Annotated in this window: 7 protein-coding genes and 1 pseudogene; 6 read left to right on the forward strand and 2 right to left on the reverse strand. The window is 39.3% G+C overall.

Annotation, left to right across the window (positions count from 1 at the left end):
- Positions 1-42: 42 nt before the first annotated feature.
- Positions 43-522, reverse strand: a pseudogene (locus RMX69_RS18040) (thiamine pyrophosphate-binding protein); the annotation flags it as partial.
- Between the two features lie 1,805 nt (positions 523-2,327).
- Here RMX69_RS18040 and RMX69_RS18045 point away from each other — a divergent pair.
- Together RMX69_RS18045 and RMX69_RS18050 are read left to right on the forward strand one after the other, a co-directional pair.
- Positions 2,328-4,307 carry a scytonemin biosynthesis sensor histidine kinase gene (locus RMX69_RS18045; protein WP_322638334.1) on the forward strand — a complete coding sequence of 660 codons (1,980 nt, stop codon included), beginning with the start codon at positions 2,328-2,330 and terminating at the stop codon, positions 4,305-4,307.
- A 141-nt stretch (positions 4,308-4,448) separates the two neighbouring features.
- Positions 4,449-5,321 (forward strand): response regulator, encoded by an 873-nt coding sequence (locus tag RMX69_RS18050; protein ID WP_289799623.1) that lies wholly within the window; start codon positions 4,449-4,451, stop codon positions 5,319-5,321.
- 184 nt (positions 5,322-5,505) lie between these two features.
- Here the strand turns inward: RMX69_RS18050 and RMX69_RS18055 are convergent, their stop codons facing one another.
- Positions 5,506-6,708, reverse strand: a complete 1,203-nt coding sequence (locus RMX69_RS18055) for an AAA family ATPase (RefSeq protein WP_289799622.1) — start codon at positions 6,706-6,708, stop codon at positions 5,506-5,508.
- Between the two features lie 727 nt (positions 6,709-7,435).
- Here RMX69_RS18055 and RMX69_RS18060 point away from each other — a divergent pair.
- From RMX69_RS18060 to RMX69_RS18075, 4 genes are all read left to right on the forward strand, one after another.
- Positions 7,436-8,224: a GDSL-type esterase/lipase family protein gene (locus RMX69_RS18060; RefSeq protein WP_180277622.1), complete on the forward strand. Its 789-nt coding sequence runs from the start codon at positions 7,436-7,438 to the stop codon at positions 8,222-8,224.
- A 193-nt stretch (positions 8,225-8,417) separates the two neighbouring features.
- Positions 8,418-8,852, forward strand: a complete 435-nt coding sequence (locus RMX69_RS18065) for a hypothetical protein (protein ID WP_289799620.1) — start codon at positions 8,418-8,420, stop codon at positions 8,850-8,852.
- A 565-nt stretch (positions 8,853-9,417) separates the two neighbouring features.
- Positions 9,418-10,704: a cation:proton antiporter gene (locus RMX69_RS18070; protein ID WP_322638275.1), complete on the forward strand. Its 1,287-nt coding sequence runs from the start codon at positions 9,418-9,420 to the stop codon at positions 10,702-10,704.
- Between the two features lie 320 nt (positions 10,705-11,024).
- Positions 11,025-13,214 carry a cation:proton antiporter gene (locus RMX69_RS18075; RefSeq protein WP_322638276.1) on the forward strand — a complete coding sequence of 730 codons (2,190 nt, stop codon included), beginning with the start codon at positions 11,025-11,027 and terminating at the stop codon, positions 13,212-13,214.
- Positions 13,215-13,217 lie beyond the last annotated feature (3 nt).

The raw sequence follows: 13,217 nt of genomic DNA on the forward strand, positions 1-13,217 counted from the left end.
CCTTAAAATGATTATTATTCTTGTTAATGGAATAGTTTATTCCCTGGAAGTCCCTGAGGTGCAAGCTGACAACAAAATTACCTTTGCACCTTCACCACGAGCCGCGAACAATCCGGTCAGAGCGTTGGTGATCCCCGGCCCTGCTGTGGTAAAAACTACAGTGGGGCGATTATTCGCAAAGTAAGCTTCGGTGGCTGCAAATGCGGCTCCGGCTTCATGGCGGAAGTTCAACACCTCTATACTGCTATTGGATAATGCACCCCAAAGGCTGGCCATTGCACCACCAGCGACACCAAAAGCGTAGCCTACTCCCAAATTTTCCAACATTTGAGCGATCGCATCGGCAACTGAGAGCGTTGGAGCAATATTATCGTTTAAAAAAGGCTGAATTCCCCCATTCTTCTCTAATGCATCAAGCTGACGGGAGTCAGACACAGATTCTACATATCTGTTCTCTGGAAGTTCTTTGTATGGCTCAGTGGTGATGAGAGGAGAGTTTGAACCAGTATAATTTTGACTCATTAGTTTCACGTAATTACAGAAAGTTACACAAAGGCTTTTTAGTTTACAATCACAGCGCTAGAAATATTTAATACAAACAACTCTGTTGTTTCTCACAGCTATGATCTAGCTTTGTCAAGAATAGAAATGGCTGATCGCTGCTGATTAATGCTTGTGAGCGCAGTACCAAAAAATTTTTACCGAAAGCATACAACAGTTGAGGCTGTGCTTCTTGTCACCAGAATAAAGGAGATGAAGATTGTCGTGCAATCAAAAATCTTTTGATGGGGGTGTCAAATTTTTCGCTTCTATGGTGGTGATTACAGTATTTAAGTAGATTAGCGGGAAAAAACTAAATGGTGTAAAGATATATAAACTAGCAATTAACCCGAAGTTAAGCGTGTCTCAGAATCTTTACAAAACTTCATATAGCTAGCTTTAATAGCACCGATCTAGTTAATAAACCCCTGATTAGGTTCTTATCCACTACAAGAAAAACCTAATTTACAATGAAAAATCTTTTGGTGTAGGTGTCAATTCTTTCGCTTTAATTGTAATTGTGACATTTGCAACTTAGTCACCTGAAAGATTGATATTCTGTGTAGGCGTAGCCCGCCGTAGGCATCGCACAAACGGTACATTAATAGATTTACAATAGGAAATCTTGTGATGTAGGTGTCAATTCTTTCGCTTTAAAACTTACACAACTTTTTATCCGAATTTAAGTACGAGGCGATTTAGCGGTCTTTATATTGCCAGCAAAAACTTTTTGAGTCAATTACTTGTAACGATAAAGACATCATTTTTCAACTTTTTATAGTTCCTTTGAGGGATGACAAAGTATTAAGTATGTAAATATCTTAAAAAATGTGTTTTGTAATACACAAGTAGGCGGTAATAATTAAATATAAGACCTATGTAGACCTATGTAGGTTGGGTTGAGGCACGAAACCCAACATCAGCATGGGTTATGCTATCGCTAACCCATCCTACGTTTGATTCCACCCACCTACTTAGACAATGGACATATTATATTTAGTATACGAATGCAGTGTTTCTTTAAGATAAAACGAACACAATCCTATACGTAAAAATACAAGCATAATATTAATACAAATGTACTTCTTGCGACGGATGACTAAGCATATTCTTCTATAGTTAAATCCCTGAGAGAGTAAGTTAAGATAAATTAAGAAAATGAGTTGAAGTTTATTTATTTAAGCCAGGTTCAGCACTGCAAATTCATTTATGTTAAAAATCAAACGACTCTACACAAGTAGTTCGCCAAAGTCCTTGGTACGGAAAATGTTAAAGGATAAAAATTTTTATCCTTTAACCTTTCCCCAGTGGAAACCCAGGAATTTTAGGTTGATGAACTCTTGTAGAGACGTAGCAATACTACGTCTCTACAAGAGTTATTGATAACGCATAATTAATTTGTGGAGATGTCTATGAATTAGTTCTGGTGCAGAACGAGTTTAAATTGAAAATATCTTTTCTACTTATAGATTAAGAGTTTTGAACTCTTATCTAATAAGCTTGATTGGCTAATCTAGATTTGATTTGTCCAGATTTAGTGTTGCCATAAAAAGCTATTTAAGTCAATAAGATTTTTTTAAATATTTAGTTTTTTTAGGAATATTTGGTTCAACAATTTACATTTTATTGGTATGATAAGTTTTGTTAAGGTAATTAGTAATGTTTTTAATATACTAACTAATTTTATTTTTTCACAGCCGAACAGTACACCAAAGATTTTAGTAAGTTATGACTATTAACTCATTAATGGGCATGGTGCTGATTGATTACCAGGAGGAAGTATGAATATGAATTCTGGCGAATATACACTAGCTAGATCAAACAATCAATGGGCACTACAACCAGAAATAGAGATGAAGTTTGCTCACTTTCTAATAAATCACGCTGTGGATGCTGCCTTCTGTTTAGGAGCAAATGCGCAGTTTCTTTACGTTAACGATGCCACTTGTCTGATGACTGAGTATTCCCGTGAGGAATTACTTTCTATGCGGCTGCATGATATAGATGTAGATTTTTCGCTGCATAATTGGTCAGATATTAGCTCACAGGGTTCCCTTACCTTTAAATCTCGCTATCGGACAAAAGGAGGTCGGATATTTCTGGTAGAAATATCTATGAACTATGTAAAACACCAAGATATGGAATTTGGGTGTGCCTTTGCTCGTGAAAAAACTGATGAAATAGTAGAATTGAGCGTGCAAAAATGGACTGATGAATTAAAAGATGCCAAAGACAATTTGCAACAAGAATTTTCTCAACTCAAGTCCAAAGAAGTAGAACTAGAAACATCTCTTTGTTTACTTCGTTCTACTCTTGAGTCTACTGCCATTGGTATTGTTGCAGTTAACTTTGAGGGAGATATTCTAAGCTTGAATCAGAAATTTGTGGATATGTGGCAAATCCCGGAATCCCTAATATTATCTAAAAAATGTCCTCGATGCAAAGCATTTTTTGAGAACCAACTTAAAGATCCACAAACCTTTAGTCGGCTGATTTGGGAAGTATCTAGCCAATCTGATTTCGAGAGCTACGATATTCTGGAGTTGAAAGATGGAAGAGTTTTTGCACATTACTCTAAACCTCAGTTGCTTGAAGGTAAAATTATTGGGAGAGTGTGGAGTATTTGGGACATTACTGAATCGAAACAGACTGAAGAAGCATTACGTCTGAACGCAACTAGATTTCGGACTTTAGCAGAAACGACAGATGCCGGCACTTTTCTGATTCAAGGTACGCGGCTTTGCTATGTAAATCCGGCAGTAGAACAACTCACTGGCTATACAAAAGAAGAACTACTAACAGGTTTTGATCTTCGCCGACTGATTAAGAGCAAAAAACGCAGGCAAGTACGTAACCCGGATGAAGCTGGTAATTTTGAATACCAGGAGATGAATATTTTAACAAAAAAAGGCACGGAGCGCTGGCTAGCCTGTGCAGTTGCCAAGCTTGATGGAGGCCTGGATTTTGGGGGAAACCCAGTCGAACTGATTGCAGGTATCGATATTACCGATTACAAATATGCAGAATTAGGTCTTAACCAAGCTTTAGAACAAGCCAAACAACTTAGCGAACTTAGAGCGCGTTTTCTTTCTATGGTTTGCCATCAATTCCGAACTCCATTGAATATTGTTTCATTTTCTAATAGTTTACTTAAAGAAGAAGTAGACAAACGTACACAGAAGAAAATCCAGCCATTACTCGATCACATTCAAAAAGCTACCGAACAACTGAGTCTGATGTTGGATGATATTTTGCTCTTCTCTAAAGCAGAATCAGCAAAATTAAACTTTGAGCCAAAACCGCTTGAATTAGTTCAATTTTGTCAGGATTTAGTTGCACAAATGCAGATGATTGTTAGCCAAAAATCAATCAATTTTGTAAGTCAAGATAGCTCTTTAACAGCCTATATAGATAAAAAATTACTAGAGCCGATTTTGAAGAATTTACTGGATAACGCAATTAAGTATTCTCCCTCAAATCAGGAAATTAGCTTAGAACTATCTTGCCAAAATGAAAAATTAATTTTCCAAGTCAAAGATAGAGGGATCGGGATTTTAGTAGAAGATCAACAGCGAATATTTGAGCCATTTTACCGTGGTAGTAATATCGATCGTATACCTGGTACTGGACTAGGACTATCGATTCTTAAAACCCTTGTAGATTTACATCATGGTCAAGTTTCTGTAGAAAGTGAAGTTGATGCTGGCACTATGTTTACTGTAATTCTGCCATTAATCAAATCAGAGTTTACCTGTTCCGAGTTATGAGTGTTTAAATGAAGATAGTTGTTAATTAAAAACTTAACAATCATAACTCTCGGAACGAGTTAATTAATTTCATTCCTATTTAGATACTCACCAAATAGTCTAGTAATTAGCTTCTGCAAAAATTGATTGTAATAGAAAATTATGTACGAATCGTCAAAGAAAATTCTCGTCATTGAAGATGATAGCGTTACCCGCAATCTTTATTTAAAGGGTCTTGAAGCTAAAGGTTTTGATATGATAGGCGCTCAAAACGGTCGTGTTGGTATTCAACAAGCACAAAAGGATGTACCCGACTTAGTTATTTGCGATATCACGATGCCTGATATGGATGGTTATAGCGTTTTAAATACACTACGCCAAGATCCTCTGACAGCAATTATTCCTTTCATTTTTCTGACTGGCAGTAATACTAAAGCAGATGTTCGCAAAGCTATGGAGTTGGGAGCAGATGATTATCTTACCAAACCCTCGACATTAGATGAATTGCTTAGAGCGATCGCTATTCGCTTGGAAAAGCAAGCTAATCTCCAGTACTGGTGTGCGATGAAATTCGAGAAAGCTCCAAAATCATCAGCATTTACAGATGATACTACAGCGATCGCTTCCGGTGTTGCCGTCGTCTCTGATAAAGAAGTCAAAATTTCTTCTCAGTCAATCTTTCCCTGCATTCCGCAATTAAAAGAAGTTTTCGACTTTATCGAAGCCCATTATCATGAAGGAATTACTTTGTGTGATGTGGCTGTTGCTGTTGGTTACTCATCAGCTTACTTAACTAACCGAGTAAAGGAGACAAGTGGAGAGACTGTAAACTGCTGGATTGTCAAACGCCGGATGGCAGAAGCTTGTTTTTTACTCCAAAATAATAATGAGACAGTCGAGAAGATAGCGAAAACATTGGGCTATCAGGATGTGTCTCATTTCTCCCGCCAGTTTCGCCAACATCACGGTTTACCTCCCCAAGCTTGGCGCAAAGAGCATCAACTTGTATCGCAAAAACAGGTGAAACTGTGGTGAAAGTAGATTTTATCAGAAAAATGGGTTTAAAACCCCGTGTTTCCAGCACGGCTTTAAAGTAATGAGTAATGAGTGCATGAAAAATGGGTATTTACTTATTACTTATTACTCATTACTCCAGAATCACCGTGCGTACCCTTCTCTACGAGAGGCTGCGCCAACGGCGAACACGGCGGTGAAAATGTCAAACAAATAATTGTGTAAACTCATACATTAAATCCACCCTACCTTTACGTAACATGGCTGGATCTAATCTTTCAGTAGTATTACAAGTCATCAAAATAACTAACCGTTGCTGCATCTGAATACCAGAGTCATCAATTACACTCTGATACAAAGTGCCATCCAGCAAGCTCAAAATGTGTTCGGTTTTGTTATTGTATTGCGCTACCTCCGAAGCACGATTTTGCGCTAGATTATCAGCTTCGTTAATAACGATACAAATACGCTCTATGTAAGTCGGGGGGACAAAATTAGCGATCGCATCATGATCTAAAATAAAAATTACATACCCTAAAGGCACAAGAATTTCTTTTGCTACTGCCTGTGTCCAGACTGTTTTGCCAGTACCCGGTTCTCCATGTACAACAACTGCTAACTGGTTTTGATTTAAAATCGCTTGCTGTACAGAATCAGTAAAGTTTTGGATATCTGCGGGAAATGTCCGAATGTTAAATTGACTATGAACTTTGCCTACCCGACTTTGATATCCACTCAACATTACTGCTAAGTCGTAAGTTGCTTTGTTAATTAGTGGCGCAAGATTTTGCGCCATTAAAGTATATTGTCGTCGCCCGCGATCGTAGGGATCAATTTGCAACCAAACGTCATATTTAGACCAGTAAGCATAAACAGTATTAATAACGTCTAAGCGTTCCCAACTAACGAATTTATCTATAGGAAAGTAAAAATCTCTCTCTGAGAAATACTGGGTAATAATATCAGGATTACCCAATACACCTAAAACTCGCATTACAGTAATTTCTTGCAGTCGATTAAGAACATAATCAATAGGAATATTACTACGACTGACAAATTGGACAATAGGTGTTTCCGTACTCAAAACATCTTTGTAGCGATGATCTGGTGATTGAGGATCTGGTGTGATGTAATTCCAAAACTTTTCAACTTCGTAACGGGTATTATCAGATACCACACTTAATAAATTAGCCCACCAAGCATAATTATTTCGTCCTAAAACATCAGCAACATTACTCGCTAAATTCAAACTTTTTTGACTTAATTCGCGGGAATCACTGTACAACAGTTGCCATAAAAATCCCCAGTCTAACTCTCGATTAAACGGTCGCCAACCGCAAGCAATTAAGCTTTGCCGAGTATTATTTGTAGGAGTGCCTTCGTTGCTTCTAAAATAGTCAAAAACCATATTTATCGGTTATGCAGCGTTAATTAAGTTATTTTGTGTTAAATAGGAAGTTTTGAAAAATTTTTCTCGTAATATCAACTAATTGCATAGAAATGGTAATTGTATTTCCACTGTAGTGGCGAGGAAGTCTTTTTAATTTAACTCATTACTCTTGTAATATACTGTATTACAAGTTGACTACTTGTGTCAACTTTTTTGACAAACCAATTGGTAAGTGAGTGTTTACTTTTAGCGATTGATGTACCTGCACTACTTATCCGTCTGTAGATGAGGACTAACAGCGCATTTCAAGTTGATGAAGTACATAAGCTAGTCTCAAAGCCAGGTACAAAGCTTGTTTTACTTCTGTTAGCGCAGCGGGGCGTAGCCCATTCTGAATTCTGACTCCTGAATTCTGCTGTATATCATGCCCGTGGAATTGCCCAGCAGAATTCCCGACATCTCAAAAATCAAATTTTCGCCCATTTTAATTTATGACACAAAGGCGAAAATTCTGAGGGAATCTCGCTCTTTTCTCTTCTTCAGCGTCCTCAAAGGCTCTGCGGTTCAATTTTCATGCTGATTGTTAAAGTACGGTAGCCCATCGTACAGAGGATCAACTGCGGCAATATTAACCTTAAAACTATATCAACAAGTAAAAACTCCATCGATGCTTGAACACTAAAGATAGCCATCTATGGTATAGAAATGTATAGAATCTTGTAAAGATATAAAATATAGTTGTTAAATGCACACATTTCTCGCTTCTTCCTCAATGCAGCTGTCTGTACCACCAAATCACTTTCAGCCTATGAAGATTGTCGCACTGGGGGACAGCTTAATTTATGGATTCGGCGACCCAGAAAAAGGAGGCTGGATTGAGCAACTACGGCGATGGTGGATGTTGCCGGATAGTGCCGGTCATATTCTTTATAATTTAGGGGTAAGAGGCGATCGCACGCAACAAGTAGCACAAAGGCTAGAAGTTGAATTTCGCCACCGGGGTGAACTGCGAAATCGTGTTCCTGATTTGATTATTTTATCCGTAGGCGTAAATGACTCAGCCCGGTTGGCGCGTCCCGATGGTAAAAGTTACACAGATTTTACATTGTTTGAAAAGGAAATTGCGTCTCTGCTAGATTTAGCACAGCAACTCTGTCCTGTGTTATTCGTGGGCATGGTGCCAGTGGATGAAGCCAAAATGCCATTCTTAGATTGTTTTTACTATAATCATGCCGACCAGTACCGCTACAAAGAAGCAACTCGAATTGCTTGCAGCAAAAGGCAGATTCCCTATTTGGATATTTTTGAGCAATGGATGGAACGCGGTGAAAGTTGGCGACTCAAACGCTTGAGTGAAGATGGACTCCATCCCAATACACTAGGTTATCAAGCTTTGTTAGAAGATGTAATCAATTGGGATGCCATACCTTCTCTACGTTCGCGCAGCGTGTCGCAGACAGACGCCACGCGAACAATGGACTTTGCCAATGCAGCTTACCATTCCAAATTTGATTATCACCTTAAACCATCCTAAATAATATAGATGTGTTGGTGCTTTGGGGATAGCCGATATTCTCGTATTTGCCATCCTCGCAAAAAGCACCACAATCTTCCTAAATTTTTAATGAAGCGAGTCAAAATCTATCTATAAAAACTCTAATTTCCCTATATTATTCATAACTCCTAACTCCTAACTCCTAACTCCTAACTCCTAACTCAGCACTCCTATGACACCAACTTTATTTGGTCGCTGGCAAACTCGATTATTATTACTGGCAACTATCGGCGTACTTGTATCTTTGCCATTTGGCATGGGTTGGATTGGCCCTGGTGCTAATTCGGTTTATTTTTGGATACTTGCTTATGTCGCCATCTTTGGCTTAGGTTGGGATGTACTTTATGACTATCTACAAAAATCCCGTTGGGATAGAGATTGGCCCGCAGCTTATCAACTCTTAGCTGGTATATGGGAATTGGTGTTTGTGTTCTGTGGAGTCAAACTATTTGGCTTCTTGCCAATACCTTTACCGAAAGAAGAATTGTCACCAGGAGCTTTTTTATTGCACTATAGCATCGTGTGGCTAGCAGTTTTTATTAGTTCCCAAAGCTTGATGCGAATTATCTTCCTTCGTTGGCGTTTTCGGGGTGGGGAGTGGTTGTAAAATTTAAAATTCTCAGAAACTAGTTTAATTAAAAATAATAGCAATTTTCAGGTAATTCAACTGTAGGTTAGGGACGCACAAATGTACGTCTTTAGAGTATGTCTGAGAAGTATCAAATATTTATAGATCCCCCCTAACCCCCCTTAAAAAAGGGGGGAATAAGAGTCTTAAAGTCCCCCTTTTTAAGGGGGATTTAGGGGGATCTCCAAGGGTTAGATGTATATAAAAGAACTTTTCAGACATCCTCTTATAGTCGATTGTGCCTCAAATAGATGAAAAAGGTTATAAATCGCAAATTAACAAATCATAAAAAATCATATATGGCGGTTTTAGTTTGGATGCAATATGTTGTATTGACGTACAGTTGTGTGCGTTCTTAAGAATAAGATGACTTTGGAAACAAAGCAACGCATTGCCTGTTGTATCTCATCAAGTTACAAACAGCTATCTTATGTTTACAAAATTGGCATTTGTGCTGATGTAGTAGTCATATATGAGTAAAACAGGACAAACTTTAGAGTCTGGAGAGATTCTTCAATGCAGAGACGTAAATTAAGGAAGTGCAATGTCAAATTTTGATCTGGTTATTCAGCTATTTCTGCAACTCACAGTTATTTTAGCAACTTGTCGCATTGTCACGATTATAGGACGCCGCTATCTTGGTCAAACCGATGTTGTTTGCGAAATGATCGCAGGTGTAATGCTAGGCCCATCACTTCTAGGATTGATTGCACCAGATTTTCAGCAATGGCTATTTCCTAAGCTTCCCATCATTACTGCTGTCGGACTCAAGATACCCAATCCATCGATGTCGATTTTATATGCTATCAGCCAGATTGGGTTGGCAATTTATATGTTTTTGATTGGTTTAGAGTTTAACACCAAACTCTTAAAACATCATATCAAAAGTGCAAGTTTGTTATCTGCGGCTGGAATTATCACTCCCTTTATTTTAGGAGCGATCGCATCTTTTTGGTTTTATCACAATGGCGATTTTTTTCAACCAAAAGTTATGCCTTGGTCAGCTGCTTTGTATCTGGGTGCATCAATGACAATTACGGCTTTTCCAATGTTAGCTCGTATTCTCTACGAACGCGGTCTTGCACAAACTCGCTTCGGTACTTTGGCTTTAGGTGCAGCATCAGTAGATGATGCAGTTGCTTGGTGTTTATTGGCGATTGTGCTGGCTAGCGTGAAAAATTCTTTAAGCATTGCCATATTAGCAATTGGTGGTGGCATTTGCTATGTGCTATTTGCGATTTTTCTCGGTCAACCTCTACTGAAAGCGTTCACACGCATGACAAAACGCGAAGGTGTGAACAGACAAACCCTGACTTTAATGTTGATAATTTTGATGTTTTGTGCATGGTTTACCGATGTTACAGGTATCTATGCAATATTCGGGGCTTTTGTGTTGGGAGCAGTGACACCACGGGGAGAATTCGCTCAACAAATTCGCCAATATACGGAATTTTTAACTACTTCTTTTTTGTTACCGATCTTTTTTGTCTTCTCTGGATTAAACACTCAAATTGGATTGGTAAACACACCTATTTTGTGGGGAGTGACGCTATTAATTATTGCGATCGCAATTCTCGGTAAAGGTGTTGCTTGTATGTTGGCTGCAAAATTAGCGGGGGAAAATTGGCGCGAATCTGCAACTATTGGCGCTCTGATGAATGCTCGTGGTTTGATGGAGTTAATCATCCTCAATATTGGTCTGGAACAAGGTATAATTACCACAACTTTATTCACTATAATGGTTATTATGGCAGTCATTACTACTCTGATGGCATCACCACTGATTGCCTTTTTATTGCACGGTACAAGCTATGAGAAATCTTCTACTTAAGCAAGTTAAATATAAAATTAATTACCTAGTAATTGGGTAAAATTCTCTGTTTTGACTTTGGCTATAGCAATCCTAAATAAGTTATGAACAAAAAGATCCCCGACTTCTTCAAGAAGTCGGGGATCTGAGCCTCTCGGTTATTTAAGATGTAGCTCCTAAAATCATCAAAATTTATGTTTCACGACTGCAACTGCATCGTAACAATAATTCATATAACAACGAAGCACAAATTACTCTTGGTTGTATTTAACAAGCTTGACATTTTCTAGTCTTTTAAAGAATTATCTTAGGGAAACCAGATAGTTAATTTTGAGGAAACCATGCACATAGTTATTCTCGTTCTGGTTGAAGTGCTGATTGTTATTGGACTTTCACGGCTCGTAGGGCTAGGATTCCGTTCTATTAAGCAACCGCTAGTAATTGGTGAGATTGTCGCCGGAATTATGCTCGGCCCATCTTTATTTGGTTTAGTTGCTCCCCATCTAGCAGTTAGCTTGTTTCCACCAGAAACTTTTCCTTTTCTCAATGTTTTGTCTCAGGTGGGACTAATATTTTTCATGTTTCTGATTGGGTTAGAACTAAATCCCAAATACCTCGGCGGCCAATTAGAAGTAGCAGTTTTAACTTCTCATGTCAGCATTTTGGTGCCGTTTTCTCTAGGAACATTGCTAGCGGTGATCCTTTATCCCCTAGTTTCTAATGCAAGTGTATCATTCACTGCCTTTGCTTTATTTTTAGGGGCGGCGATGTCGATTACTGCCTTCCCAGTGTTGGCACGAATCATTACTGAAAACAATTTACAAGGAACGCGTTTAGGAACGTTGGCGTTAACTTGTGCAGCAGTGGATGATGTGACAGCTTGGTGTCTTTTGGCAGTAGCGATCGCAGTTGCGCGAACTGGTGACTTTGCTGGTGCTGTACCCACAATTATCGCCAGTATAGTTTACATCGGCTTGATGTTGACAGCAGGTCGTTGGTTCCTGCAACGCCTTGCCAAACACTATCTCCGTGCGGGAAGACTCAGCCAATTACTGCTAGCTGGGATTTATATGGCAGTAGTTGCATCGGCGTTAATCACCGAACTAATTGGGATTCACTTAATTTTTGGAGCATTTTTGCTGGGAGCAGCCATGCCCAAAAATGAAGATTTAGTCCGAGAATTGGCAATAAAAACGGAAGATTTTGTCCTCATATTCTTGCTACCTATATTTTTTGCCTACAGTGGCTTACGAACCCAGATTGGCTTGCTCAACCGTCCCGAATTGTGGCTTTTATGTGGGTTGGTTTTAGCTGTGGCGATCGCAGGTAAGTATGTTGGTACTTATGTAGCAGCGCGTGTCAGTGGCGTTAGTAAACGGGAAGCCTCAGCACTCGGTTGGTTAATGAATACGCGCGGTTTAACCGAACTGATAGTGCTAAACATTGGTTTAGAGTTAGGAGTAATTTCTCCCTTAATATTTACCATGCTGGTAATTATGGCATTGGTAACTACCTTCATGACCTCGCCACTGCTGGAATGGACATATCCGAAGAGACTGATCAGGTTAGATGTGGTGGAACCGGAGTTAGACGCACAAACGGCTACCAGCGCTACTGATGCCGAAACTTTTATTCGTCCCTACCGAATTTTGGTGCCAGTGGCGAATCCGAGTACCCAAAAAGGCTTGGTACAGTTAGCAGCAAACATTGCCCTCAACTCCCGATATCCCGCCGTTGTTAACCCTCTGAGCCTCATTGAATTTGAAGAAGATTATGCCTTTGAAAGTACGCCAGTTGAAGCAGACCGATTAATTGCCCAGCGCCGCCAGCAGCTAGAAGAATTGATTAATACTCTCGAACCAGTAGAAACACGCTCTCATGTGCATCCCATTATTCGCATATCTAGTAATGTTGCACGGGAAACTGCACAGATTGCCGCACTCAAACAAGTTGATTTAATTCTTGTGGGATGGCATCGCCCAGCTTTTAGTAGCAACCGCTTAGGTGGAAGAGTTGGTCAAATGCTCACTACTGCGCCAGTCGATGTTGCAGTGTTTGTGGATAGGGGAAGTGAGCAATTAGAAAGCTTGTTAGTGCCTTATTCGGCAAATATTCATGATGATTTGGCATTAACACTAGCTCTGAGACTGCTAATTAACCGTGAAACTTCTATATTACAGGTTTTGCAGGTTGTACCCGAAAATCACCTCAAAGATGAATTGAGTTACGAGTTAAATACGATGATGGAGCAATTACCCAGTAGTGTACGCGATCGCATCGAAATCAAAATTGTCCAAGCTCCAGATCCAATCCAAGCTGTAGTCGAAGCCTCAAAAAATGTAGACCTAACAATTGCAGGTACTAGCCGCACTTGGGGTATCGAGCGTCAAACATTAGGAAGATATACAGATCAACTAGCCATTGAATGTTCTTCTTCCCTGCTGATTGCTCGCCGTTACAGTCAAGTCACCGCTCATCTGGCTTCTATGCTTCCTGATGTTAGCAGTCAAGAGCCAACACTGAGGAGTTGAGAA

This window comes from Nostoc sp. EspVER01 (genome assembly GCF_034530635.1).
In the GTDB taxonomy this organism is placed as follows: Bacteria; Cyanobacteriota; Cyanobacteriia; order Cyanobacteriales; family Nostocaceae; genus Nostoc.

What these genes read in the sequence shown, in the direction of transcription:
- RMX69_RS18075 (WP_322638276.1), top strand. Translation starts at nt 11,025, where the DNA reads ATGCACATAGTTATTCTCGTTCTGGTTGAAGTGCTGATTGTTATTGGA.
- RMX69_RS18050 (WP_289799623.1), top strand. Translation starts at nt 4,449, where the DNA reads ATGTACGAATCGTCAAAGAAAATTCTCGTCATTGAAGATGATAGCGTT.
- RMX69_RS18060 (WP_180277622.1), top strand. Translation starts at nt 7,436, where the DNA reads ATGCACACATTTCTCGCTTCTTCCTCAATGCAGCTGTCTGTACCACCA.
- RMX69_RS18055 (WP_289799622.1), bottom strand. Translation starts at nt 6,708, where the DNA reads ATGGTTTTTGACTATTTTAGAAGCAACGAAGGCACTCCTACAAATAAT.
- RMX69_RS18065 (WP_289799620.1), top strand. Translation starts at nt 8,418, where the DNA reads ATGACACCAACTTTATTTGGTCGCTGGCAAACTCGATTATTATTACTG.
- RMX69_RS18045 (WP_322638334.1), top strand. Translation starts at nt 2,328, where the DNA reads ATGAATTCTGGCGAATATACACTAGCTAGATCAAACAATCAATGGGCA.
- RMX69_RS18070 (WP_322638275.1), top strand. Translation starts at nt 9,418, where the DNA reads ATGTCAAATTTTGATCTGGTTATTCAGCTATTTCTGCAACTCACAGTT.